This is a genomic window from Actinobaculum massiliense, from assembly GCF_001457435.1.
GTDB classification, from domain to species: domain Bacteria; phylum Actinomycetota; class Actinomycetes; order Actinomycetales; family Actinomycetaceae; genus Actinobaculum; species Actinobaculum massiliense.
The window spans coordinates 631,236-656,330 of sequence record NZ_LN881717.1; the positions used below are offsets into that span (position 1 = coordinate 631,236).

The window sequence follows — 25,095 nt, forward strand, 5'->3', positions numbered from 1 at the left end:
TTGAGTTTTTCTTCCCGACGCCGTAGCTGGGCTTTTGTGGAGGTGGGTATGAAAATCGCACTCGTCCTCGGTTCGGGCGGCGCTCGCGGCTGGGCACATATCGGCGTGATTCAGGAGCTCGAGGCGCGCGGCCACACGGTGGTAGCGGTGGCCGGAACATCAATTGGCGCGGTGGTCGGCGGAGCCTACGCCGCCGGAAAATTTGCGGACCTCACAGACTGGATCGTCTCACTCACCAAGCATGATGTGCGCAAAATGTACGACTGGTCGCTCGGCGGGCCCGGCCTGCTCAAAGGCGAAAAAATAACCAAAGCGGTAGAAGAGGTAATCGGTAATCCACGCATTGAGAATCTGCGTTTCCCCTTCACCGCGGTGGCGACCGATATTATCGCCGGACGCGAGGTGTGGTTCCAGCGCGGGCCGCTGATGACGGCAATCCGCGCCTCTTTCTCCATTCCTACGTTTTTCTGGCCGGTTCGGGTGGGTGACCGTATCCTTGCCGACGGCGGAATCCTCAACCCGCTCCCGGTCGAGCCCCTGCTTGCCACCGATTTCGACGCCGTGGTGGCAGTGGATTTGCGCGGGCCGGCGCTACGTGATCCGCGGGAGATCTTGCGGGCCGCCGATGCGGCAGAAAAACGCGAAGCGGAGAACTCGCTTGGGGCGGGGATTGCTCGCTCGGTGAAGTCCATTGCGGATTCGGATTTCATTCAGCGCGCGAGCGCCGCTGTCGAAGATGTTGTGCAGGCGGTTTCTTTCCGCGCTAGCACCGCAGATGCGGACACGGCCGAAGAGGGCGAGCCAGGCGAGGCGCGTGAACCGGCAGAGGACCGCGAACTAGCTGAAGGCCGCGAACACCGGGAACCGGCGGCAGACCGAGATGCAAACCGCGAACTAGGGGCAGACGAGCCCCACGACTTCACCGGCGAGCCATCGTTTTCTAGCTACCCGGTGGAAAGCCATCTGCAGGCAGAAAGCTACGAAGAACTACCCAAGAGCCTGAAGCTTTTGGAAGTTACCGATATGGCAATTTCCGTGATGCAGGATCAAATCGGACGCTTTCGAGCCGCGTCGATGCCGGTTTCTGTGCACATCAATATCCCGAACGATATTGTGGGAACCCTCGATTTTCACGAGGGAACCAAAATGATTGAATACGGGCGGGAGCAGGCAGTGAAGGCACTCGACGAATTTGAGGGCAAGCTGCGGGCAGGCCAATAGCCGGGCGGATTTTAGTAGTCCAGCGGGAAACAAGAGTCCAGCGGTCGATAAAAGGCCCGCGCCAAAAAGTCGATTCGCGGGCGAGGCGGCTAGGCCCGGGTTTATTCCCCGCTGAGCGGTGCTTGGTCGGAAGATGTAGCGCGAAGGTCATCGGCCACCTCCGCGCGCATCCCGATCTCCGCTTCGCGCGAATCGCCGTGCTCAATCGCGTCTAAAATCGCCCGATGCTGGGCGAGCACATCCTTCCCCGGAAGCACCCGCACTAGGCGATTATCCGCGGCCAATCCGCGCATTGCCTGCACCACTGCCCGCATCATGGAATGGAGAAGCGGGCTGGAGGCGATGTCAAAAATCGCGCGTCGGAACGGATCCTCGGGCAAGCTACGCTCGTTGGCGGGATCCGGGGCCTTCCACTCTGAAAGAATCTGGCGCAGATGGCCAACAGCGGCGTCGTCGGCACGAGACGCGGCAATGCTCGCCGCTTCCACACAAAGAGCCGCGCGCAACGAGATCACATCGGTAGCAGAAAAGTCGCTCAGGTAACCGGCGAGAACGCCCGGAATGGGAGAGCGTGAACGAACGAAGGTGCCCATGCCTTTGACGGTTTCGACCATACCGAGGCTGGCCAGCGAACGAACTGCCTCGCGAACGGTGGACCGCCCCACCCCGGCGAGCTCGGCAAGCTCCGGCTCCTTGGGAATGGCATTCCCCACCGGCCAGTTACCTGACACGATTTGGCCGCGCAGACACTCCAAGGTATTGAGCGCCTTTCGCGAACCCGACGGACCAATCGTCATGGTGCCACCTCCTGTATCTGATGGTACGAATTTTCGATACAGGTGTCAGCGGATTGTAACGCTTTTTTACGGCATAGTTGGCTTGCGTAAATCTGTTCTTTAATCCCGATTTCGGGGTGCGGGCCCGCGTAAGAGAGCCCAGCTTCCGGGGTGCGCGGCCGATAAGGCCCGCCCCGTAAGGCGCAGCCCCGCACCCGGCGCGCGGCGCTGCGCGGGAATCGAGCTGGCAGGTACGAAACTCTCGCGTGGTGCACCCGCCCCCCGTGCCTTCAAAAACGTGTCGGAGATGCGTGATGAAATACCGGCATGGATGTTTCACTGGTATCGGTTTTGTGTGTAGCGGCCGCTTTTGCGCTGGGGCTGGGGTTCGGTTTTTTGCTGGCTCGGCACCTGCGACCTGCGGGAGCTGAGGGCAATGAGGCGCTGGCTCGGGCGCGCATTTCCGAGGCGGCAGCCACCGCGCGCGCGGAGCGCTTGGAGCAGGAGAACAATGGTCTGATTGAGCGGGCTCGTTCGGATTCCACCCTCATGCGAACGCTAACGCCAATCGCCCAACAGCTTGAACAGATGAGCCGCGGGGTACAGAACCTCGAAAACTCGCAGTCCGCCCAGCAGGCAAAACTCAGCGAGCAACTCGAGACGGCCACCCGCACCCAGATCACCCTGAGCCGCGAAACATCTTCGCTACGCGCCGCGCTCACTTCCACCTCGGCGCGCGGAATGTGGGGAGAAGTCGAACTTAGGCGCGTGGTCGAAGCGGCAGGAATGCTACCCCATGTGGATTTCACCGAACAGGCCACCCAGCGTCCGTCTGCCGCGCGCTCGCTTCCCTCGCAAGCGAGCCAGCGTCCGGACCTCGTTATTAATCTTCCGGCCGGCGCCCGCCTGGCCGTCGACGCAAAAGTCCCGCTCAATGCAATGCTCGAAGCACAAGCCATCGAAACCACCTCCGCGGAGGCTCGAGAAAAGAAAAAATCGCTGCTCAGCGAGCATGCCCGCGCGGTGCGGGCACATATCAAGGCATTGGGAAAACGCGCCTACCACGCCAACTACCCGAACTCCCCGCAGTTCACCATCATGTTTTTGCCCTCCGATTCCTTGCTTTCGGAGGCTTTGAACCAGGATCCAACTCTCCTGGAGGACAGCTACGCACTCGGCGTTGCCCCGGTGGGCCCCTCCTCCCTGCTGGCACTTTTGCGGGCGACGGCGGCGGTTTGGGCCTCGGCGCAAGTGACCGAAGAGGCCCAGGAGATTGCGGCGCTCGGGCGCGAGTTGGTTTCGCGCCTATCCACGGTGGCAAGCCATTTGGATAGCCTCGGATCTTCGCTGGCGCGGTCCGTTGACCATTACAACAGCGCTGTAGCATCCCTGGAGTCGCGTGTTTTGGTCACCGCCCGGCGCTTCCAATCGCTGGACACCCCGGTTTCCCGGGCCCGGGCGGTGGAGGACGACTCAGCGCAGATCCGCCGCTTCACGCAGGCGGAATTTCGCGAGCCCGAGCCGGGTAAGGACGATAAGACTGGGTGGTAGCGACCACTGCCCGGGCCTTATCCACAAAAGCGGCGTGCATTGGGACGTTAGGGCGTCGGTCCAGGATAGAATCACGAGGTAGCAAAGGGAGGAGCGCAATCGATGCCATCGCGAATACCGGTTCCGGCAAATCTGCCACCGCGCGCCGCGATGACGACCCCCGAAAACCCCTGGCCCCTGCGGTTGCTTTCGCAGAAAATCCGCGAATATGTTTCCGCGATGTCACGGCTGTGGGTGGAGGGAGAAGTCATTACCCTCCAGCGCCGTCCCGGAGCCAAAGTCCAGTTTTTGCAACTGCGCGATCTGGAAGAGAACTTCTCTATCACGGTCAAAATCATGACCCATCTTCTGCCGCCCACGGTAACATCCGGGTCTCGCGTGGTGGTGTGGGCAGCGCCCGATTTCTATGCCGTCAACGGTTCACTCTCCCTCTGGGCACAAGAGATTCGCCCGGTGGGAATGGGCGATATCCTGGCACGCTTGGAGGCCTTGAAAAACAAACTGGCCGCCGAGGGCCTCTTTGATCCAGCCCGCAAGAAACCCCTGCCTTTCCTGCCGCGCGTCATTGGCCTTATCGCGGGCCGCAATACCAAGGCAAAAGAAGACGTGATGGTCAACGCCTCTATTCGCTGGCCTGGAGCGCGTTTCGAGGTGCGCGAGGTGCAGGTGCAGGGGGCTGGCGCGGTCGAAGCGATGGTTCCCGCGCTTCAGGAACTCGACCGGATCCCCGAGGTGGACGTGATTGTTCTCGCCCGCGGCGGCGGATCAGTTGAAGACCTTCTGCCGTTCTCCGATGAGCGCCTGGTTCGCGCTATTGCCGCCACCTCTACCCCCACAGTGTCCGCCATCGGCCACGAAGGAGATAATCCGATCTCTGATTACGCGGCTGATCTGCGCGCCTCTACTCCCACCGACGCCGCCAAACGCATCGTCCCCGATGTGGCCGAGGAACGGCGCGGGCTCCGTGACGTTCTACTTCGTGCCCGCCGCGCACTAACCGGGCGTTTGGAGCGCGCGCGAGCGGATCTCGATTCTCTGCGCAACCGTCCCGTGATGGCCCGACCCATCACAATGGTGGAAATGCGGCAGTCAGATTTGGACTCCCTGCGTAGCTGGTTGCGCTCCCACGCTTTACGCGAGGTCACCGCGGAAAGCGGCACCGTCTCCGCTCTCCTCTCCCAGCTACGAGCGCTCTCCCCTCGTGCCACCCTCGAACGTGGCTATTCCATTCTTCTCGATCAGTCGGACGCGGTTGTATCGACGACGGCGCAGCTACGCGCCGCCGAAGCTCTGACGGCAGTTGTGTCCGATGGTCGAATTGATCTCAATGTGAAAGGGACTCGGAAATGAGCACAAACGATACCCCGGAACCCGCGCGGAGCGAGATCGCTTCCCGAGTCGCCTCTATGAGTTACGAGGAGGCTCGCAGCCGTCTGGTGGAAATTGTTTCCCGCCTCGAACAGGGCTCGATCCCTCTCGAGGAATCACTTCGCCTCTGGGAGGTAGGCGAAGATCTCGCCCGCCACTGTCAGTTCTGGCTGGAGGGCGCCACTCAGCGCATTAAGGCGGCCGAACGCGGCGAAACCCCAGACCAGGCCGCGCAAAGCCAGCCCGCCCAGCAGGGCCAGCCTGCTCAGCAGACGCCGCAGGGCCACCCCGCTTCCCCAACCGAACACATCCAGCTCGCCCAGCAGGGCCAGAATCCTCAGCAAGGCACAGATCCGACAGCCATCCCCGGCGCAAATAATGCCGATAAATCCGCCCGCCTGGCCGCTATTCAAGCCGCGGTAGACGGGGTGAAAGCAGAAGACGTGCCCGCGGTCGAGCTTTCGCCTGCCGAACGGGCCGCTCTGCGTTCACGCGAGGAACGGGCCGAGCATCCGGAGGCCGGCTCTGGTGCCGCTCCCGCGACGCGCCAAGAATCGGCCACGCCGGCCGCCACCACCGAGGAAGAAGATCCCGAAGGCTTGGATTTCGATCCCACCGAGTTCGATGACGGGAGTGAAATCGATAGCGCTCCCCTCGTCCGCCACCCCGAGGACTTCGAATGAGTTCACTGGTCCTGGGCGAGATCCGCTTGGCCGAATCCGAGGGTGAGCAGAGCGTTGAAGGTGCCATGCTCGATGTTGCCTCCGCGCTCGCCGCGCTGGGGAGGAACGTGCGCTTCGTTTGCCAGAATCCGGAAAAGGAAGCGGCCCACGCCCTGCAAGAACGTGCAAGTAGCGCGGGATTTGATGTGAACGTGCGCGGGGAGGAATCTTCTCAGCCGCCGCTCCCCTTCCCTTCGGCACCCCAAGATGGAGCCCGTCTCCTCGATCTGCAACTCTTTGATCCGCGCGTGCTCATTTTCGGCGGCTCAGCCATTCACGCGCCCCAGCCCGCGAGCGCCGTCGTGCAATGGGCGCAGGCCGCCTCTTCGATGGCGACGCTCGTCTACGTACCTCTCATTTCGCGGCCCCCGAATGGCAACCTCAACCGCCTGCGCCGCCAGACCGATAAATTTATCCAGATTGCCGACGTCGTTTATGCCACCGCCTCAGATATTCGGCTCCTTTACGGTATTACGGGTTCTGACCGGGCCTACAACCGCATCGCCCAATACTGGTTTGAAAACGGCGTTTCCATCGTCGCCATTACCTTGGATTCCAACGACACGCTGATGTATTCGCGCTCGGGAGGCGGCGTGAAAATCTTTGCACCTCAACCTCGCGATTACGCCGAGGCGAGCGCACCGGATCGCCAAGCTTCAGCACTTGGAAAGGCTTCAGTATCGGGAGGGGCTTCTGCATCGAGAAAGGTTGCATCACCCGGAGATCCCTCGGCATCCGCCGAATCGTCGATTGCCGGCAAGACCGTTGCATCTGGCGAATCCTCGGTTGCCGGAAAGGCCGTTGTATCTGGAAAAGCAGCCGCAGAGTTCGCCGCCGGGCTTTGCGATGCCCTTGATCGCGTCACGCTCCTAGGTGCCAGCGAACGCCCTCGACTTGCCGATGCCTCCACCACGCTTCTCTATACCACCGGGAGTTTTGCCGGCGCGGCGGCCACCCTCGCCGAACGCGAGGCCGGATTCCCGAATCGCGATGCCATCACCGAGTTCGTCAACCGTATCCATTAGTAGCTCAACCGCGCCATTCACGGCCAGCCGCAACCGCATATTGCTCACATTCAGCTACTAGCAACGCGGCCGCACCGCGAGGGGCTATCGACCCCGGCGGCGCTCGCGTCCGGCGTAGTCACGCAAGGCGCGCAGGAAGTCGGTGCGGCGGAAGTCCGGCCAGTAGGCCTCGCAGAAATACAGTTCCGTATGCACCGACTGCCACAGCAGGAATCCGCTCATGCGTTGCTCGCCCGAGGTGCGGATAACCAGATCCGGATCGGGTTGGCCCGCGGTGTAAAGATGATCCGTGATGTCGTCGAGAGTGAGGTTCTGCGCCGCTTGCTCGATGGTTTTCCCGGCGCTCGCTTCCTCGCTCAAGTAATCACGCACCGCGTCAACGATTTCCTGCCGGCCACCGTAGCCAACTGCCACATTCACTCGCATCCCCGGAAGCCCTTCAGTTCGGTGCACCGCGGCGTGAAGCTTTTTAGAAACATCGGCGGGCATACTCGAATCCGAGCCAACCAGCCGTAGCTCCCAGCGATGGGCACTAGCCAGGGAATCAACCGCATCGGTAATGATTTTCAGCAGGGGTTCGAGTTCTTCGGGATCGCGATTGAGGTTGTCCGTGGAAAGTAGCCAGAGGGTGACGATCTCGATTCCCGCTTCCTCGCACCAACGCAGGAAGGAGAAGATTTTCGAGGCACCCTGCTCGTGCCCGAAGGTCGCGCTCTTACCAATTTGCCGTGCCCAGCGGCGATTGCCATCAAGCATCACAGCCACGTGCCGCGGTACCTCCGCACCCTCCAATTCACGCCGCAAGCGGCGATCATAGAGGCGATACAAAATATTGGTAAAACGCATTGCATCTCCCTCCGTGCCTTCACCTCTCCCGCGCCGGAACCGCAGGGTCTGCCAGTCCGGTCTCAGATTCAACCCTAAACCTCGGCGCGTTGCCAAGCGTGCTCTAGACTAGCGAACGTGGAAGCAGCAACTCATGGACCCCATCGGCAACGCACCTTTGCTCAGCGCCGCCAGGAGCGAAAGGACCGACTAGAGGCCCTTCCAAAGCCCAAGCTCCGCGGCTGGCAACACGCTTTCGTTGCGCCGTGCGCACTGGCGGTGGGAATCGTGCAGATTTGCCTGGCATCCACGGTTCCCCTCAAAATCGCCTGCGCCGTTTTTATGGCGAGCGCGGTGATCTTGTTTGGACATTCCGCGACCTATCACTTGGGGAAATGGTCTCAGCCTGTACACCGGGTGCTTCGCCGAATTGACCATTCGAATATTTTCATTCTTATTGCCGGCACCTATACGCCGCTCACCATCGCGCTTCTGAGTACCTCGCACGCAACTCTTTGCCTCTCCATCGTCTGGGGCGGGGCCATTGCCGGGGTGCTTCTCTCTAACTTCTGGCCTTCAGCACCGCGCTGGATTTACGTTCCGCTCTACGTGATGCTGGGCTGGGTGGCGGTCTGGTTTATCCCAGAGATGCTTCACAGCGGCGGGGCGGCTGTCATTTGGCTCATCTTCCTGGGCGGCGTGGCCTACACGATTGGCGCCATGAGCTACGGTTTCCGCTGGCCCAATCCGTGGCCGCGCTACTGGGGATTCCACGAGTTCTTCCACCTGGGCACCGTGGCCGGTTACGTTCTGCACGCCATTGCCGTCTTCTTCGCGATTCTCTAAGCGAAACTTTGCGAGTTTTTTAGCTTTCGACGCCGCCATGTCTGGCATCTGCGCCGGGCTTGATTAGACTTTCCATCATTGAGAAAAGCTTGGCTCCGGCGTCGTACACTCACCGCGCCGCGAAAGGCTCACGAAACGCAAGGAGGCGTGATGGGAGAAACGAAGGACCTCGATTTGTGGACCACATCGCCCGCAATTTCCCTTCGGGTACGCGATGGTTTCCAACTCGAATCGGTAGACCGGGCGGCGACGGTGGGCTGGCCGGGCTCGAAGAAGGAAGGCAATAAGGCGCGCAAGGAGCGCGGTGACCTGCTCGACGAACTCCAAGAGCGACTGATCGCCGAGGCCCGAAGCGGACAAAAGCGCCGCGTGCTACTGGTGTTGCAAGGAATGGACACCGCCGGAAAGGGTAGCCTCATCAATAAAGTAGCCGGAATGGTCGACCCCCAGGGCGTGGAGATCTCGAGTTTCGGCGTCCCCACCGAGGAAGAAGCCTCCCACGATTTCCTCTGGCGCATCGAAAAGCGCCTCCCTAAGCCGGGAATGATCGGGATTTTCGATCGCTCGCACTACGAAGATGTGTTGGTGCAGAAGGTGGAAAACCTCGCGCCGCCCGAGGAAATCGAACGCCGCTATGGCGCGATCAATGATTTCGAAACGTCGCTGGTGGACGACGGCGTCACCGTCATCAAGATCGCCCTCCTCATTTCCTACCAGGAGCAGGGATACCGCCTGCTTCGCCGCCTCGCCCGGCGCGATAAGCACTGGAAGTACAGCCCCAGCGACGTTGCCACGCGCGAAAAGTGGAGTGCGTACGACGCCGCCTATCAGGCCATGTTTGAGCGAACCTCCACCGACTACGCGCCGTGGTACGCCGTGCCCGCGGACAATAAGTGGTACGCACGCCTCGCCGTCACCGAGATCCTCACGCAGGAACTGGCGAAAATGGCCCCGCGCTGGCCGGAGATGGATTGGGACGTAGAGGCCGAAGCCAAGAAGGTGCTCGAGACCATCCCGGCGATTGCTGCGCGGGCGGCGCAAAAACCGCTGGAAAAGCAGGCGGCGAAGGTAGCCGAGGAGTCGAAGATTTATCGCGAAGAGGTGTTTGATGCCGTGCGCGACGACGCCACTCGCGACGGCGGAGATCGCGTCGCTAACGTTTAGCGGGACTCAATCGGCGCGAAGCGGCCAGCCACGCCGGCATTTAGCGAGACTTGGCCAGCGCGGAGCGGCCAGCGGAACTCGCGGCGCACGAAGCGGCTAGCCGCGCGGGCTTTTAGCCGACGTTTGGCGCGGGATCGAGGCCGGGAACGCGTTCGAAAAGATCTGCCTCCAGGCCCTCGGTCCGCTCTCCAACGCGGGTTTGTGCCAGGTAGAAATCCTCGTAGGGCCACACCTCGGCTTCGATATCGCGCGGGGCGGCGAAGAACCAGCCGTCCGGATCGATCTGCGAGGCGTGAGCACGCAGGGCCGCGTCACGCTTATCGAAGAACTCCGAGACGTGGATCCTGGCCGTTGCCTCATGCGGCGGCCGGGGGCGATTTGCCGCGCGCTCCATCCATTCAGCAAAGGGCGATTTCAAACCGAGCTCCAACATGCGATCGTTGACCTTGGCAATGCGTGCGAAGGAAAAACTGACGTCGTAGTAGACCTTGGAGACCTGCCAGGGCTCGCCCAACTCGGGCCACTGGTCGGTGGCCGCCGCCGCGATCGCCTTCATAGAGGCATCGTGTACTCGCTGATGGTCCGGGTGCGGGTAGCCTCCGTTTTCATCGTAGGTAGTAACCACTTGGGGCTTGAACTCGCGGATTTGCGCCACTAGAGCGGGGATGACCGCAGCATCGGGAGCCAGCGCAAAGCACCCCTCCGGCAACTCGGCATCCGGGTAGCCCTCGGGCAGGCCGGAGTCCACAAAACCCAAAAATACCTGCTCAATTCCAAGGGCCGCGGCCGCCTGCGCCATTTCCTTTCGGCGCACCTCCGGCAGCGGCGTGCTCTGGAGGATCGAGCGATCGAAGCTCGCGTTGAGGATACTTCCGCGTTCACCGCCGGTGCAGGTCACCACCCGAACGCGTCCCTCTTGTGCGTATTTCGCCATCGTTGCCGCACCCTTGGAGGATTCGTCGTCGGGGTGCGCGTGGATGCACATCAAACGTCGTGTCTCGCTCATCGCTCTCCTTTTGATTCAAAGCTTCACCAGTTTAGATCGAAAGCAGGTCGCAATGCTCGCCGCGCGCTGAAACTGTGCTCACTTGCTCCCCTGGCACCCCCTGGAGAGCACTGGTAAAATACTGCGCGGAACATGCCCGCAATCGGGCATGAATTTTTAATAATTGAGGTTGGAGCCGGCGTCGACGCAAAGTTGCCGACGCCGGCTTTGTACTCTCTGACATCGTGGTTCGCCCGCGCCGCCACCGAGCACAAGCCGGAGGCCCGAACGCGATCGAACCGGAATAAGAGCGGCGAAAGCCGAGTGAAGGAAGTGAATAATGGCAGAGGAACAGCAGGGAACCTGGCTCTCCCCCGCAACCTACGAGCACCTGAAGAAGGAGCTTGAGGAAATGACGACCGTGCGCCGAGCGGATATCACCAAGAAGATTGAGGCGGCACGCGCCGAAGGCGACCTCTCGGAAAACGGCGGCTACCAGGCCGCGCGCGAAGAGCAGGGCAAACTCGAGGGCCGGATCCAGGAATTGCAGAATCTCCTGGATAACGCCCATGTTTCCGAGCCACCCGCGGGAGACGTCGTCGCCTCCGGTTGCGTGATTACCGCGAAAATTGCCGGTGTGGAGGAAACCTTCCTCCTCGGCTCGCGCGAAGCCTCGGACCTGGTGGATATCGAGGTTTACCCAGAAAACGCACCCCTCGGCCAAGCGATTATGGGATTGAAGGAAGGCGAAAAGACCTCCTTCAAGAACCGACTGGGCCGCGCGGTGAAGGTAGAGATCATTAAGATCGAGCCCTACGAAGGTTAGCGATGTTCCTATTCGAGAAGCCGGAGATGGTGGATCCGAGCGAGGCACTCCCCGGACGCGCCGAGGCGATAAATCCGAACCCGGCCCCGCACGCGGTACTTGGCACAGATATTCTGGCCGAACCCGAGGCCGGGCAGGACGTCATTTACTTGGCATCTGGCTGTTTTTGGGGTGCCGAGGAGCTTTATTGGCAGGCCGGAGCGCTGGCTACCGCCGTCGGATACATGGGCGGCTTCACTCCAAATCCGACCTACAGCGAGGTTTGCACCGGCCGCACCGGGCACGCCGAGACCGTGCGGGTACTCTACGCGCCGGAAACCCTTCCGCTCGCGGAGCTTCTGCAACTCTTCTTCGAGTCGCACGACCCGACGTCGTTGCACCGCCAGGGCAATGACGTCGGCACGCAGTATCGCTCCGCTATTTTCACCACTACTCAAGAGCAAGCGGATACTACCCGGCAAATGCTGAAGGGCTACCAGGCGGTGCTCGATGAAGCAGGCAAGGGAACGATTGTGACCGAGATTCGCCCGGCATTGGAAGCCGGACCTTTCTACCTGGCCGAAGAAGACCATCAGGGTTACCTTCACAAGGTTCCCAATGGCTATCGCTGCCATGCGCGTAGCGGTTTGCCGTGCCCGCTTCCCGGCTCCGGGCCGCTGGCGAATTCCTAAAACACGTACCACTCGAAAGGATGATATGGCAGAGAAGAATATGCCCGCAGTAAGCGGAGGCTTCGGAGAAAAGCCGGAGCTTTCCTGGCCCGAGGGCGAGGCCCCGAGTGGCCTTGTGGTTGAGACTCTCAGCGAGGGCACCGGGCCCATGATCCGCCCCGGAAGCCAGATCGAAGTCGATTACCACGGCGAGATCTGGGGAGGAAAGGTTTTTGACTCCTCCTTCGATCGCGGCCAGCCGGCAGTTTTCGCCATTGGGGTGGGCCAGGTTATCGCGGGCTGGGATCGCGCGATCGTCGGTAAGAACGTTGGTTCGCGCCTACTGCTCTCGATTCCGCCGGCCATGGGTTACGGCAAGCGCGGTATCCCGCAGGCCGGAATTGGCGGAGATGACACTCTCGTCTTCGTGGTAGATATTCACCGCCAATTCTAAGCAAACCGGCAGCATAATTCGGACGTAAAAACTGGGGCCCAGTCATTTGACTGGGCCCCAGTTTTCGCCATTACCGAGATAACGGCTGGTTGCTTAGTAGAGGTTGCTACTTATTGACTTGAAGAGTCACGAGTGCATGCGAACTAGCGCGAAGCCGCGCACGCACAGAGTTCAGAATTTCAGCGGTTATTACTCGCGACGATAACCGCGACGCGCAGAACCTCGATGTAGATCCAGAAGATCGTCATTACGATGCCGAGCGAAACCGTCCACGCGAACTGCTTTGGAGCGCGGTTGGCCACGGCATACTTGGCGGTCTCCAGATCACCAATCAGCATGTAACCACCGATGGCGATCATGATGACGCCGAGGATCAGGCCAAGCTCAATGCCGCCCACCGAAACCAGACGCAGGGACTCGGTAACGTTGAAGGCCATCAGAAGAAGGTTGACGAGGCCGAAAATAATGTAGGCAATCAACACCGTGAGGACCACGCGCCGACCCTTTGAGGTGGTGCGGACCTTCCCGGACATATGCAGGAAGACGGCCACGCCCACCACAATAACGGTTCCCAGAATCGCCTGGAAGGCAACGCCCGGGTAGAACATATCGAACAGACCCGTCAGGCCACCCAGCGCAACGCCCTCGAGTACCGAGTAGGCAATCGCGATGCCCTTACCAACCATGGGCCGGAAAGCGGCGAAAAAGCCGAGGCCGAAAGCGGCAAGCGAGGCAATAATGGCCAGGCCGGGGATCACGGCAGGAGGAACCAAAAGGACCGTGGCCACGCCAGCAACGATCGCCGCGCCAAGCAAAATGGCCGTCTTCGTCATGGCGTCGTCGTACGTCATGGACTCGGTCGCCTGGCCCGGGGCCGCGAAGGGGCTGGGCTGGGCGAAGCCACCCTGCTGGGCGTACGCGGTCTGCGCGTAGCCGTCCTGCGCGTAGGCATCCTGGTAGCCATACTGCGGCTTGGTCTCACCCTGGAACTGCCCGGCGTAGGGGTTCTGCTGCGCGGTGCGCGTGCCGGCGCCACCTTCGTATCGATTCGGCGTCGAGGCACCCGGCCTAAAGTACGGGTTGTTATTCATCACCGGATTGGACACTCATAACTCCTAGTCATCAGACGCTTCACGAGCGTCACTAACACATTCGCGTGACCGAGGCGCCGATAGCAAACCTTACGGTTTGAGCGCTACGCGGATACACCCCGCCCACCTAGAAATGAATTTTCGTGGCAGTTCCTGGGTTTTCTCTGTGAAAACAAACGTTTCATCCTAGATGAGCTTCCGTTCCGTTTTCGGACACAGCCCGGGCCGACCCTCGTCTACTATGGAACGCGTACCCAATCGACTGGAGGTCCCCATGATTCGAGTCGAATCACTAACGAAACGCTATGGTTCGACCCTCGCGGTTGACAACCTAAGCTTTGAGCTTCGCCCCGGGAAAATTACCGGATTCCTCGGCCCCAATGGCTCGGGCAAATCGACCACCATGCGCTGCATTGTGGGCCTCGATCAGCCTTCGAGCGGGCGGGCAACAATTGGCGGAGTGGAATACAAGAACCTAAGCTCTCCCCTCACCACGGTGGGGGCACTGCTTGACGGGAAAGCTTTCCACCCCAGCCGCACCGCGCGCCAGCATCTGCGCTCGGTGGCGCTCACCCACGGCTTCCCCAAGAGCCGGGTTGACGAAGTCCTCGAGCTCACCGGCCTCACTCACGTTGCCGGGCGCAAACTCAAGGGCTTCTCACTCGGCATGGGCCAGCGCGTCGGAATCGCGACGGCGCTTCTGGGAGACCCAGAGGTTCTGCTTTTTGACGAGCCTGTCAATGGCTTGGATCCGGAAGGCGTGCGCTGGGTACGTAGCCTGATGCGCGATCTGGCGAACGAAGGCCGCACAATCCTCGTTTCCTCTCATCTCATGAGCGAAATGGCGCTCAGCGCCGATGACCTGGTGGTTATTGGCCGCGGCCGGCTCATCGCCACCGGGCCTATTGAGAGCTTCACCCAGACGAACGCGAACACCACCGTCAAAGTTGCCGGGCCCGATCTGGCGGCAATCGAAGCCGCGCTTTCGGCCGCAAATATTTATTATCAGCGGGCCGGCGAGCCCGGGAGCGAAGCGAGCGGCGGCGTCGTCGTGCGTGGGAACGACGCCGGAACTATCGGCCACATTCTCTACGAGGCGCGGGTTGAGATTCACGAACTGAGCACCAGCTACCGTTCGCTGGAAGACGTCTTTATGGATATGACCGGCAGCTCCGTCGAATATCGCGCCGGCGCACCGGCCCCGCAGTTCAGAGGTTACCAACCTGGCACCTACCCGAATCCCAACGACTTCCCCGGCTTTGGAGGCACCCGATGAGTTTTGAGCACAACGCAAACCTTGCCGCGCCCTCCCACGGGCAGATCTCGCGCTTTTCGCGCAGCACCTACCGGGCGAGCTTTACGCGCAGCTTCAAATCCGCGCTTTTCAAAATCCTCCACACTCCCGCGATCACCTGGGTGTTAGGCATCGGATTTGTGCTGGTTCTGCTAGTCGCCACCCTCACGGTGTGGGGTACGCGGGCGATGACGCGCGATTTCGTCCCCGATGGCGTACCGCTTTCCGCGATTCTCGGCTATATGGCGCTGGTGGGGCCAATTACCTTCACGATCTTCTTCTTCCTGGCCGCCGGAGCCTTGGCAATTACCAGCGAATACTCCGCAAACACGATCCGCACCACCGCCCTGTCCGAGCCCTCGCGATTGCGCGAGGTTTTGAGCCGTGCGCTGGCTACTTTCTGTTACACGCTCGTGATCGGGCTGATCGTTGAGGTAGCAACTCTTGGCGTGCTCCTTATCTTTGGCTTTGGGGTAGCAATTCCGCCAGAAGTACGGTCGGTTTATATCCTCTACGCGCCGCTTCTGGCGGTAACCTCGCTGATTGCCCTCGGCTTTGGTTACGTGGTTCGCTCCTCGCCGGCAGCAATCGTGATCCTCATTGCGGTGTTCTCGCTGGGCGACCTAATTCGCCTCATCCCCCTCGATTTCATTCGCGAGGATGTAGCCAAGTTCCTCCCCAGTTCGGCGCTGGGATCTTCCCTGTTGCCGACCTCCATTACGGAGAGCGAGGCATTTTCGGGAGCTGGCTTAGGAACTGGCACCTTCACCATGCTCTCGCAAGAGGCCGGAATCGCGACGTATCTCGGCTGGATGGTACTTATGCTCGGATTCGGCTACCTGCGCTACCGCAAGAGCGACGTCTAAACCTTTCGGCTGGCGCGCAGTGGCTTGGGTCTAGTGACTTACGTGGATCCGCGCTGGCGCGGGTCAGGCGGGGCGCGGGAGGCAGGACTCGGGGCACACGACGCCGGATGCCGGGCACCGGCTGTAGCGACAAAAGTGGCGTAGTTCAGATTTGAACTACGCCACTTTTTCACCCATTTAGCTTTTCGATGGCCGGTACCCCCGGTGGGACTCGAACCCACACTGAACCGATTTTAAGTCGGGTGCCTCTGCCGATTGGGCTACGGGGGCGTTCGTCCATTGTATGATAAGGCATTTATCTCGCCTATGGACCACAACGTGAACTTCGCGTGATTCTCGATAGCATAGAAGCTCACCAATGATCGTATCCACGCGAAACCCGATCGGTTCGGCGTGGGAAATCAAGGCGTCGTATCACCGAAGGGTTTTTATGACCGACGAAGAACTGAAGAAGAATCCACCATCCCGCAATCCCATTACCCGCTACCGCCGGGCGCTACAAAATGACGCCTTCGCCGGCGGGGTTCTGGTTATCGCCGCGCTCCTGGCGCTCCTGTGGGCGAACTCCCCCGCGCGCGGAACTTATTTCGCAATCGCGGAAACCCACCTTGGGCCCGGCGCAATTGGCTTGAATCTTTCGGTAGAAACCTGGGCCGCGGATGCCGTGCTAGCTGTTTTCTTCTTCACCGTCGGCATGGAGCTCAAAGAAGAATTCACCATGGGATCCCTGCGAAGCATTCGTAAAGCTGCGGTTCCGGTGATCGCTGCGGTCACCGGAATGTTGGGCCCCATTGGCGTCTACTGCGCGGTACAAGCGATTACCGGTGCACATATCTATCAGGGCTGGGCTATCCCGGTTGCGACCGATATCGCTTTCGCCCTGGGAATCCTCAGCCTGAGCGGGAAGGGCATGCCCTCGGCCGCCAAGGTGTTCCTCATGACCCTCGCCGTCGCCGACGATTTAGGCGGAATCATCGTTATTGCGGTGTTCTTCTCCTCCGGCATCAGTTTCGCTTGGTTGGCCGGCGGAGTGGTAAGCGTAGCCGTGTTCACTTTCCTCTGCGCCAAGCGTTGGCAGGCCTGGTGGAACCTGTGGCCGCTGGGAATCCTCGCCTGGTACTGCGTTTTCCAGTCCGGAATCCACGCCACCATTGCCGCGGTTGCGCTGGGTCTCGTTATCCCGACGGCGTTGAAGAAGGGCGAAACTGAGCCACTTACCGAATACTTCATTGGTAAGTTCAACTTCTGGTCCGCGGGCGTGGCAGTTCCCGTCTTCGCATTCTTCGCCGCGGGGGTGAGCGTGGTGGACTCAGGCGGGCTGGGAGCCCTGGTGACTGACCCGGTAGCTATTGGCATCTACCTCGGTCTACCCATTGGCAAGCTGGTGGGAATTGCCGGCGGCACCTGGATGATCGTCAAGGTATTCCGGCTACAGCTAGACAAGACGCTGACCCTGGCCGATATTATCCCGGTCTCGCTGGTGGCCGGCATCGGTTTCACCGTCTCGCTCTTGATCGCCACGCTCTCCTTCCCGGCCACCGACCCGCACGAGGCGCACGCCCGCGTGGGCGTACTAATTGGCAGCTTGCTCGCGGCCCTGCTCGGCTCGCTAGCGACCCGGCTACGGGTTCATTACCGGGCGAAGCACGATTTGCTCTTCGAGGTAGAGCATGACGAGCCCGGAATTATCGACGATACCGAACCTGCCCCGCACGCCCGCCCCGCATAAAGCCGCCGGCACCGAAACCGCCCGGAATAAATGAGCCTCTGAATGAGAGCGCGGAACGCCGAAAGAATGAAGCGCGCCCCAATGTAGAAGGCAAAGCCCATCGCGCGAACCGAAAATCCCACCTAAATCCCAGCTATTTTCGATTGCACTTGAAGAAGGTGTGTGAATAATTAGAGGCGCATGAGGGAGAGAACCCCGGTTTGTGTGGCACATGGCCCGGGCGCCTTGAACTCATGTAGCGATACCGGTTTCATTCCCTTCGCTGGTGTCGAGCAGCAGAAACAGAACGGCGGCCCCCGATTCCAGGGGCCGCCGAATTCTTTGATTGCGGGCGCTGTTCTAGCGCGCTGGCTTTTGCGGTTCGCGCGCGGCCCAGAGGGCTAGGCCATCCAGAATGTCGTGTTCGGAGGTCGTCACCGTGCTCAAGGCGGGCGCACCGACCGCGTGCACACCTTCCGCAAGCACATGCTCCGCGGGCACGCCTTCCAATGGCACACCGTCGCCGACCGCAACCTCGGCGGCGGCTCGCTCCGCTACCCGTTGCGCCACGCGATTGACGACCTCCTGCCAGACGAGCGCCCCGGATGGAATCATCGGAACCCGCCCCGGATGCATAAACCCAAGCGCTTCGCGCTCGCTACGCGGGGAATGGATAAACCACTCGGTAACGGCCAGAATGTCTTCTATTGGCATACGCGTACCGTGGATACGCTCCGGCTCGTAGGCATCCAGCTCCAGCCATTTGGCCGTCACCGAGGTAACCGTTCCAGCCAGCCCGACCACTTCACGGGCGGCACCCAGATCAACATATTGTTCGGCTTCATCGAGGGCCCGGCGCACATCCATCCGCGCGGCCTCAACCTCTGCCGGTAGCGGCGGATCCGAATGTAGATGCCGTTCGCGCATTCGCACCGATCCCACGTTCATTGAGAATTCGGAAAGCACCTCGCCCTCGCGCGTTCCCAGCACCAGCTCGGTTGAGCCGCCGCCCAAATCGACGGCCAAAATCGGAGTTTCCCCCTCGGCTGGCAGGGCCGAAATCGCGCCCGCAAAAGAGGTTTGCGCCTCGCGCTCTCCGGAGAGAACCTGCGGGCGAATACCGAGACGCCGTTGCACGCCGTCAAGGAAAATATCGCGGTTGCGAGCATCACGAGTCGCCGAGGTAGCCGCAAACCGAATCGACTCCACCCCGTTGGCCTCGCACAGTTTCGCGTACTCGTCGACCGCGGCGAGGGTCCGCTCCAGGGCTTCGGCAGCGAACTCGCCGCGCTCATCGACTCCCTGGCCGAGATACACAATATCCATGGTCCGCACCACGTCCTGAAGCGGCGCGGTGCCGGTGATATCGGCAATCAGAAGCCGGATTGAATTAGTGCCGCAATCGATGCCGGCAACTCGCATTAGTCCTCCTCGCAGTGGCAGGTGGCAGGATCCCACCCGATTATTTCAAGTGCGCGATCCCCGATCTCACAGACGCCTTTCCCGGCCGAAACCGCATAGCCGGCAAGCGCGTGCAAGCACTTAACACGATTGGGCATTCCGCCAGCCGATACGTGCTCGATTTCTGAGACCTCCCCCAAAAGCCTGCGCCGCGCGATATAAGACTCGTGCGCCGCACGGTGATTGGCCGCCAGAGAGGCGTCGTCGGGAAGGGTATCGCTCCACTCCGACATGATTCCGCTCGCCTCCAAACGCGACATTTCGCGCACGAGATAGGGCAGCGTGAGGTAAAAAAGTGTGGGAAACGGCGAGCCGTCCGGAAGGCGCGGTAGCGTAATCGTCACGGCCGGGCGCCCGCACGCGCACCTAGCTCCAATCCCGACGACGCCGCGCGGGACGCGGCCAATTTGCTCCTCGATAACCTGCACATCGCCCTCGCGAACGGGGCTGGCATTGGCGGCGATGCGCTCCAGCACATCGGGGCCCGGTGCGTCGGGCAAAATCGAGTCCATCATTCCTGTCTTTCTGTGTGTAGTCCTGTGCGGGCGCGCGACCCAGTTCGGCCCCACCTGCGCCCCGGTTACCTTTGCGTCCCGGTTACCCCTGCGGCGCAGAGGGCTCGGCGGCAGACCCGGCGGCCGGATCAGTAGCCTCAATAGCCGGCGTTTCGGCGGGCGCGGGAGTCTGCGAGCCCGGCCGGAAAACCGGGGTGTCGTTCGGATTGTCGAGTGTACCGTCACTGGAGTAGCCGGAGATACGGATCGAATCCCACATCGTCATGTACCACGGCGTATTCGCGCGCCGAGTCCGATTGGATTGCTCGACACGCTCGGCCAGCTGTTGCTGAGCCGAACCCTCCTCTTGGTTGCGGGTGACGTAAAGCGTCTCCCCCGGCACCACGTATCCAAGTCGCGATCGCGCCTGCTCGCGCACAAAATCGTCGTTTTGCCACAGGGCGAGCTCGGCCTCGAGTTGCGCCGAGCGCTCCTGCATTTCGCTGTACTCGGCTCGCACCTGCCGCAATTGCTCCTGCTGCGAGGTGTAGCGAGCGGCGGTGGGGGCAATAATAATGACGGCTAGAATCGCGAAGAGGAACACCGCGATCACTCGCAAAGAAATGGCGCGCTCACCATTTTTGCCAACCACGGCCACGGCGCGCCGGCCCGGTTTTCGGTGGCGCCGCTGATCCGGATTTGATTGCGGACGGCGCATTCCTCCCGCGGTGGGAGACCCTGCCCGACGCCGTTGCTCGCGCTTGGCCGGCGCCAGCGGGGAATCCGGTAGGGGCCGGGCACCCTCAGAGCCTCGCGTCCGAGCTTGTTTGCTCGAGCCACGAGGGTTGCGAGGATGCGAACCGCGGGCGGATGAACCACCGCGCGGTCTGCTGGGACGCCGTGCACTCATAGGTCTTAGTGTAGGCAAAGAGTTTCGCCCCGGCGGGTAAGTACCCACCGGGGCGAAACTCTCATTTACATCTTTCGCTAGAAGTGCCTAGCGAAAATGCTCTTAGGCCTGGAAGCGCGGGAAGGCATCGCGACCCGCGTAGACTGCTTCCTCACCGAGCTCATCCTCAATACGCATGAGCTGGTTGTACTTGTTGACGCGCTCGCCACGGGCTGGCGCACCAGACTTGATCTGGCCCGAGCCAACGGCCACGGACAGATCGGCAATCGTGGTGTCCTCGGTCTCGCCGGAGCGGTGGGAAACCATGGTGCGGAAACCGTTGCGGTGGGCAAGGTCAACGGCGTCGAACGTCTCGGTGAGCGAACCGATCTGGTTCACCTTCACCAGGAGGGCGTTCGCGGCCTTCTCCTTGATGCCGCGGGCAAGGCGGGTGGGGTTGGTAACGAAGAGGTCGTCGCCAACGATCTGCACCTTGTCGCCAATCTCGGCTTCCATCTGGGCCCAGTCAGACCACTCGTCTTCGGAGAGCGGATCCTCGATGGAGACCAGCGGGTACTTCTTGACGAGGTCCTCGTAGTAGGTGATCATCTCGGCGCCCGAAAGCTGCTTGCCTTCGAAGTTGTACTTGCCGTTCTCGAAGAACTCGGAGGCGGCGACGTCCAGGCCGAGGGCAACGTCCTGGCCCGGCTTGTAACCGGCCTTCTCGATGGCCTCGAGGATGAGGTCAAGAGCCTCGGCGTTCGAATCGAGGTTCGGCGCGAAGCCGCCCTCATCGCCCAGGCCGGTGGAAAGGCCGCGGCCCTTGAGTACCGACTTCAGCGAGTGGTAGACCTCGGCGCTCCAGCGCACGGCTTCCTTGAAGGTCGGCGCGCCGATGGCCATGATCATGAACTCCTGAATATCAACGTTGGAATCGGCGTGCGATCCACCGTTGAGGATGTTCATGCAGGGAACCGGGAGGATGTGGGCGTTCGGGCCGCCCAGGTACTGGTAGAGAGCGAGCCCGGCCGACTCGGCTGCGGCGTGAGCCGCGGCGAGCGAAACGCCGAGGATGGCGTTGGCGCCAAGCTTGCCCTTGTTGTCGGTGCCGTCAAGGTCGAGCAGAAGTGCGTCCAGCGCGCGCTGATCCGAAGCGTCCATGCCGACGACCTCGGGGGCCAGCGTCTCGTTGACAGCCGCAACAGCCTGCTCCACGCCCTTGCCCGAATACCGCGAGTCGTCGCCATCGCGCTTCTCTACGGCCTCGAATGCACCGGTGGACGCGCCCGACGGGACGGAGGCACGCTTGTAGGTGCCGTCATCCAAAACTACTTCAACTTCAACCGTCGGGTTGCCGCGCGAATCAAGAATCTCACGGGCGTTTACCGCCTCAATGAATGCCACAGGTACTCCTTACGTGTTGGCGAGCCCTAACTATTAATGGGCTTGCGGAAATTCCGCTATTCCCTATTGTTCCCCATCCAGCCCCTAAACGCGTATTTTCTGAGCGAGAAAACCAAGGCTTTTTTCAAATTTCGCCAACAGCTGGCGCATTTTCGGGACTTCCGTTGCGTTCCTCCTGAGACTCTCCACACATTCCACCTCGCGGGGAGCCTCACATTGCGTGGTTACGAAATGCCGTTATAGGGTTACTTGCATGTTCAACACATCTAAACTTTCGACAGCCGCTTTCCGCACGTTCACCAACGCGCGCGGCTGCATGATGCACTCCATGCATCAGTCGATGTGTTGTTGTATGCAGTGTTGCTAATTTTCAACTAGGTTCCCGGTCAAGCAGCTGTAGCTTCCGGCACGCCATTTTCCCGACGGCGCCGCTCCGCGCCGAGCAACCCAGGCAATCTTTCTTTTATCTGCGCTACCACAGATTTTGCCTACCCGGCCGTTGGCCAAGCAGAACTCCTCATTTTCATGCCGCGCCTGGCGAAAAGTTCCGCACCTCGCGTAAGGCCCCGCACCCAGCGGAAAGCACGGACTCTGCGCAACTACAACCTCGCCCGCGCTTCGGCGTCGGCCATAAAACCTGCATACCTCAACATTTTTGGAAGTGAACCATGTCTGAAATTTCTTCTTACGCATTTTCGACCCGCACCGTCAACACCACCCCGGACGAGCAGTACGGCGCCATCACCGCGCCGATCTACCTCTCCACCAGCTACCGCCTCCCGGCCGACGGCTCCGCGGCCCCCTACTCCTACCAGCGCTCGAATAACCCCACCCGCGAAGCGGCGGAAAAGGCTATCGCGAACCTGGAAGGCGCCGCCTACGCGATTGGAACCGCCACCGGGATGGGCGCGATTTCCACGATTTTCTCGCATTTGAAACCCGGCGATCACGTGGTACTCAGCTCCTCGGTGTACGGCGGAACATTCCTCTACGTGGGCGAATTCTTCGCCGAGCGCGGCATTACCGCCGAGTTCGCGCCGGATATCAATCACCTTGAAGAAGTCCCGGGAAACACCGCCATGGTCTACATCGAGACCCCCACAAACCCCACGTTCCGGGTTACCGACATCGCCCACGCGGCGCATCTGGCGCACGGCGTCGGGGCAAAACTGGTGGTCGACAACACCTTCTCCACGTCTTATTTGCAGCGCCCACTCGAGCATGGCGCCGACGCGGTGGTTTACTCGGCTACCAAGTTTATTGGCGGACATTCCGATGTGCTGGCCGGGTTCTTGGTGCTCGACGACGCCGAAGCATACGACCGCTACAAAACGGCCGCGAAGGCGCTCGGCAATCAGCTTTCGCCCTTTGATTCGTACTCGATTTTGCGCGGGCTCAAGACGCTGACGGTGCGAATGGATAAGCAACAGGAAAACGCCGCAAAGATTCGCGCCATGCTGGCCCAGCATCCGGCGGTGGCGCGAGTACTCGCCCCGGGCTGGTACTCGGCGGAAGAAGCCGAAATTCACGCGCGGCAATCACGCGGGGATGGCGCGGTATTCGGCTTTGAGCTGGCCGACGGCGTACGCCACGAGGATTTCGCGGCCGGGCTGAGGCTCATCCCCTATGCGGTGTCGCTCGGTTCGGTAGAGACGCTCATTGCTCACCCGGCCACCCAGATCCACGAAAGCCTCACCCCGCAAGAACGCGCGGCGGCCGGAATTTCCGACCAGCTTATTCGCGTCTCGATCGGCATCGAAGATTCCGCGGATTTGATCGCGGATCTCACCCGAGCACTCGATGGCGCTCTCGCGGCTCACTAAAGACAAGTTTTAACCACCTCTGAGAAATACAGAAAATCCCAAAGGAAAGAAAAATATGACACGCAAAGTATGGACTCGCATTGCCGCCACGCTCGGAGTATTGAGCTTGGCCCTCACCGGCTGCGCCAGCGGAAACTCCGCTAAGTCCGGTGCCGATTCGAATGAAATTCGGGTTGGTTTAGAAGGCACTTTTGCCCCCTACGGCTACCACGACGAATCGGGCAAGCTGGTGGGCTTCGAGAAGGAAATCGCGGACGCGCTCGCCGCGGACCTGGGTAAAACCCCGGTGTACGTTGAGTCGCCGTGGGAGTCGCTAATTGCCGGACTTGATAACAAAAACTACGACCTGGTAATCAACAACCTCGCCCCCACTGAGGAACGGAAGGCTAAGTACGACTTCACGGATCCGTACTACGTTTCGGAGTCCTGGGCGATTGTGCGCGAAGATTCCGGGCTTGAGTCTGAAAAGGATCTGGCCGGAAAGAGCTGCGCGCAGACGGCGTCGTCCAACTACGCGCAGGACGTGCGTAACCTCGGCGGAGAAATCACGCCCACGAACGGATTTGCTGATTCGGTGCAGCTGGTGGAGCAGGGCCGCGCGGATTGCACCGTGAACGGTGATATTACGCTTTCCTACTACCTGGAGCAGCATCCGGACGCTCCGCTGAAGATTTTCAAGATCGAAAGCGCCCCGGGCGTTCCCACCGCCGTGATGATTAATAAGGGCAACCCGGAGTTGCTTGACTCACTCAACAAGAGTCTGGCCGAGCTGAAATCCTCCGGCAAGCTCGATTCGATCGTCGCCAAGTACACGCCGCAGGCCTAAAGCTGACCGAGCAAAGTCAGGGGTGGGGCGGCAACACTGCCCCACCCCGGCGCGCGAGGCATAACCGCATGCTTTCACCGCGCCCCCGGCCAGCTTCTCACCACTGGCCACCCACACCCAACCACTCAAGAGTAGGAATTATGGATAGAGCAATCGAGCTTTGGGTTGATTCATTCCCAGCGCTATTTTCCGCGACGATTACGGTCACCATCCCGCTATCGCTTATTTCCATCGGCATCGCCCTCGTTCTAGGAATGATCACCGCCCAGGCACGTCTCTCGAAGTTCCGCGTTCTGCGGGCCATCGGTTGGTTCTACGTGTGGGTTTTTCGCGGCACACCGCTCCTGGTACAGCTATTTATCGTTTTCTTTGGACTTCCGTCGATTGGCATTTACCCCACCCCGTGGGGAGCCGGCATCGCGGCGCTTTCACTCAACACCGGCGCCTACGTAGGTGAAGCCATCCGCGGCGCCCAGCTCTCGGTACCGCGCGGCCAGTGGGAGGCGGCGCGCTCGCTGCGCATGAGCCACTGGCAAACCATGCGCCACGTGATCTACCCGCAAATTTGGCGCGTGGCCTTGCCGACGATTATGAACCAGTTCATTGACCTGGTGAAAGGCACCTCGCTGGTATCGGTTATTACCCTCGCGGACGTTACGCAAGTGGCCCAACAAATCACGGCCCGCACCTACGAACCGCTCATTATGTACGTGGAGGTAGCGTTCATTTACCTCTTGCTCTCCACGGTTCTCACGTGGATCCAGGGCCGGCTGGAAAAGTCGACGTCGCGCTACGTGGTCAAGGCGAACGCCTAGCCACCCGCGCC

Annotated in this window: 24 protein-coding genes and 1 tRNA gene; 16 read left to right on the forward strand and 9 right to left on the reverse strand. The window is 60.9% G+C overall.

The window, feature by feature from the left end; translation table 11 throughout:
- Nucleotides 1-48: 48 nt before the first annotated feature.
- Nucleotides 49-1,221, forward strand: coding sequence for a patatin-like phospholipase family protein (locus BN2664_RS04690; RefSeq protein WP_007001358.1), 1,173 nt, complete (start codon nt 49-51; stop codon nt 1,219-1,221).
- 101 nt (nt 1,222-1,322) lie between these two features.
- Here BN2664_RS04690 and BN2664_RS04695 read toward each other — a convergent pair whose 3' ends face one another.
- Complete coding sequence (locus BN2664_RS04695; RefSeq protein ID WP_007001357.1) at nt 1,323-2,018, reverse strand: FadR/GntR family transcriptional regulator; 696 nt, start codon at nt 2,016-2,018, stop codon at nt 1,323-1,325.
- A 306-nt stretch (nt 2,019-2,324) separates the two neighbouring features.
- On the opposite strand from BN2664_RS04695, the gene BN2664_RS04700 reads away from it, so the two are divergent.
- The 4 genes from BN2664_RS04700 to BN2664_RS04715 all read left to right on the forward strand — a co-directional run bounded on the left by BN2664_RS04700 (nt 2,325) and on the right by BN2664_RS04715 (nt 6,663).
- Nucleotides 2,325-3,548 carry a DNA recombination protein RmuC gene (locus BN2664_RS04700; protein ID WP_007001356.1) on the forward strand — a complete coding sequence of 408 codons (1,224 nt, stop codon included), beginning with the start codon at nt 2,325-2,327 and terminating at the stop codon, nt 3,546-3,548.
- Nucleotides 3,549-3,650: 102 nt separating this feature from the next.
- Nucleotides 3,651-4,898 carry an exodeoxyribonuclease VII large subunit gene (xseA, locus tag BN2664_RS04705; protein ID WP_007001355.1) on the forward strand — a complete coding sequence of 416 codons (1,248 nt, stop codon included), beginning with the start codon at nt 3,651-3,653 and terminating at the stop codon, nt 4,896-4,898.
- Nucleotides 4,895-5,599, forward strand: a complete 705-nt coding sequence (locus BN2664_RS08995; RefSeq protein WP_007001354.1) for an exodeoxyribonuclease VII small subunit — start codon at nt 4,895-4,897, stop codon at nt 5,597-5,599. The genes xseA and BN2664_RS08995 overlap by 4 nt, the downstream gene beginning before the upstream one ends.
- Nucleotides 5,596-6,663 (forward strand): hypothetical protein, encoded by a 1,068-nt coding sequence (locus BN2664_RS04715; RefSeq protein ID WP_007001353.1) that lies wholly within the window; start codon nt 5,596-5,598, stop codon nt 6,661-6,663. The genes BN2664_RS08995 and BN2664_RS04715 overlap by 4 nt, the downstream gene beginning before the upstream one ends.
- A gap of 84 nt (nt 6,664-6,747) precedes the next feature.
- On the opposite strand, the gene BN2664_RS04720 is transcribed toward BN2664_RS04715, so the two are convergent.
- A complete protein-coding gene (locus BN2664_RS04720) occupies nt 6,748-7,509 on the reverse strand; it encodes an isoprenyl transferase (RefSeq protein WP_007001352.1) in 762 nt (253 codons plus the stop codon).
- Between the two features lie 117 nt (nt 7,510-7,626).
- Between BN2664_RS04720 and trhA the strand changes: the two genes are divergently transcribed.
- Both trhA and BN2664_RS04730 read left to right on the forward strand, forming a co-directional pair.
- A complete protein-coding gene (trhA, locus tag BN2664_RS04725) occupies nt 7,627-8,334 on the forward strand; it encodes a PAQR family membrane homeostasis protein TrhA (protein WP_007001351.1) in 708 nt (235 codons plus the stop codon).
- Between the two features lie 150 nt (nt 8,335-8,484).
- The gene (locus tag BN2664_RS04730; protein WP_007001350.1) at nt 8,485-9,498 is read left to right on the forward strand and encodes a PPK2 family polyphosphate kinase; all 1,014 of its coding nucleotides are present in this window, start codon (nt 8,485-8,487) and stop codon (nt 9,496-9,498) included.
- 112 nt (nt 9,499-9,610) lie between these two features.
- Here BN2664_RS04730 and mca read toward each other — a convergent pair whose 3' ends face one another.
- On the reverse strand, nt 9,611-10,504 hold the full coding sequence (gene mca / locus BN2664_RS04735) for a mycothiol conjugate amidase Mca (protein WP_007001349.1): 894 nt from the start codon (nt 10,502-10,504) through the stop codon (nt 9,611-9,613).
- Nucleotides 10,505-10,823: 319 nt separating this feature from the next.
- On the opposite strand from mca, the gene BN2664_RS04740 reads away from it, so the two are divergent.
- Genes BN2664_RS04740 through BN2664_RS04750 form a run of 3 tightly spaced genes read left to right on the forward strand, consistent with a single transcriptional unit; the run spans nt 10,824 to nt 12,413 of the window.
- The gene (locus BN2664_RS04740) at nt 10,824-11,309 is read left to right on the forward strand and encodes a GreA/GreB family elongation factor (RefSeq protein ID WP_007001348.1); all 486 of its coding nucleotides are present in this window, start codon (nt 10,824-10,826) and stop codon (nt 11,307-11,309) included.
- Nucleotides 11,310-11,311: 2 nt separating this feature from the next.
- Nucleotides 11,312-11,980: a peptide-methionine (S)-S-oxide reductase MsrA gene (gene msrA, locus BN2664_RS04745; protein ID WP_007001347.1), complete on the forward strand. Its 669-nt coding sequence runs from the start codon at nt 11,312-11,314 to the stop codon at nt 11,978-11,980.
- A gap of 25 nt (nt 11,981-12,005) precedes the next feature.
- Nucleotides 12,006-12,413 (forward strand): FKBP-type peptidyl-prolyl cis-trans isomerase, encoded by a 408-nt coding sequence (locus BN2664_RS04750; protein ID WP_007001346.1) that lies wholly within the window; start codon nt 12,006-12,008, stop codon nt 12,411-12,413.
- 179 nt (nt 12,414-12,592) lie between these two features.
- On the opposite strand, the gene BN2664_RS04755 is transcribed toward BN2664_RS04750, so the two are convergent.
- The gene (locus BN2664_RS04755; RefSeq protein ID WP_231723445.1) at nt 12,593-13,504 is read right to left on the reverse strand and encodes a Bax inhibitor-1/YccA family protein; all 912 of its coding nucleotides are present in this window, start codon (nt 13,502-13,504) and stop codon (nt 12,593-12,595) included.
- A 274-nt stretch (nt 13,505-13,778) separates the two neighbouring features.
- Here BN2664_RS04755 and BN2664_RS04760 point away from each other — a divergent pair, with 274 nt between their 5' ends.
- Nucleotides 13,779-14,780, forward strand: coding sequence for an ABC transporter ATP-binding protein (locus tag BN2664_RS04760; RefSeq protein WP_007001344.1), 1,002 nt, complete (start codon nt 13,779-13,781; stop codon nt 14,778-14,780).
- Nucleotides 14,777-15,664, forward strand: coding sequence for an ABC-2 transporter permease (locus BN2664_RS04765; protein WP_007001343.1), 888 nt, complete (start codon nt 14,777-14,779; stop codon nt 15,662-15,664). The genes BN2664_RS04760 and BN2664_RS04765 overlap by 4 nt, the downstream gene beginning before the upstream one ends.
- A 196-nt stretch (nt 15,665-15,860) precedes the next feature.
- Here the strand turns inward: BN2664_RS04765 and BN2664_RS04770 are convergent.
- Nucleotides 15,861-15,934: transfer RNA gene (locus tag BN2664_RS04770), tRNA-Leu, on the reverse strand.
- A gap of 88 nt (nt 15,935-16,022) precedes the next feature.
- Between BN2664_RS04770 and nhaA the strand changes: the two genes are divergently transcribed.
- On the forward strand, nt 16,023-17,393 hold the full coding sequence (gene nhaA, locus BN2664_RS04775) for a Na+/H+ antiporter NhaA (RefSeq protein WP_007001342.1): 1,371 nt from the start codon (nt 16,023-16,025) through the stop codon (nt 17,391-17,393).
- 339 nt (nt 17,394-17,732) lie between these two features.
- Here the strand turns inward: nhaA and BN2664_RS04780 are convergent, their stop codons facing one another.
- From BN2664_RS04780 to eno, 4 genes are all read right to left on the reverse strand, one after another.
- Nucleotides 17,733-18,794, reverse strand: coding sequence for a Ppx/GppA phosphatase family protein (locus BN2664_RS04780; protein WP_007001341.1), 1,062 nt, complete (start codon nt 18,792-18,794; stop codon nt 17,733-17,735).
- Nucleotides 18,794-19,348 carry a DUF501 domain-containing protein gene (locus BN2664_RS04785; protein ID WP_007001340.1) on the reverse strand — a complete coding sequence of 185 codons (555 nt, stop codon included), beginning with the start codon at nt 19,346-19,348 and terminating at the stop codon, nt 18,794-18,796. The genes BN2664_RS04780 and BN2664_RS04785 overlap by 1 nt, the downstream gene beginning before the upstream one ends.
- A gap of 82 nt (nt 19,349-19,430) precedes the next feature.
- A complete protein-coding gene (locus BN2664_RS04790) occupies nt 19,431-20,045 on the reverse strand; it encodes an FtsB family cell division protein (protein WP_231723446.1) in 615 nt (204 codons plus the stop codon).
- A gap of 294 nt (nt 20,046-20,339) precedes the next feature.
- A complete protein-coding gene (gene eno, locus BN2664_RS04795) occupies nt 20,340-21,620 on the reverse strand; it encodes a phosphopyruvate hydratase (RefSeq protein ID WP_007001338.1) in 1,281 nt (426 codons plus the stop codon).
- A gap of 668 nt (nt 21,621-22,288) precedes the next feature.
- On the opposite strand from eno, the gene BN2664_RS04800 reads away from it, so the two are divergent.
- The 3 genes from BN2664_RS04800 (at nt 22,289) to BN2664_RS04810 (ending at nt 25,084) form a co-directional block, all read left to right on the forward strand.
- Entirely contained in the window at nt 22,289-23,443 is a 1,155-nt protein-coding gene (locus BN2664_RS04800; RefSeq protein WP_007001337.1) for a trans-sulfuration enzyme family protein, read from the forward strand.
- A 55-nt stretch (nt 23,444-23,498) separates the two neighbouring features.
- The gene (locus tag BN2664_RS04805; RefSeq protein ID WP_007001336.1) at nt 23,499-24,269 is read left to right on the forward strand and encodes a transporter substrate-binding domain-containing protein; all 771 of its coding nucleotides are present in this window, start codon (nt 23,499-23,501) and stop codon (nt 24,267-24,269) included.
- Between the two features lie 140 nt (nt 24,270-24,409).
- The gene (locus tag BN2664_RS04810) at nt 24,410-25,084 is read left to right on the forward strand and encodes an amino acid ABC transporter permease (protein WP_007001335.1); all 675 of its coding nucleotides are present in this window, start codon (nt 24,410-24,412) and stop codon (nt 25,082-25,084) included.
- Nucleotides 25,085-25,095 lie beyond the last annotated feature (11 nt).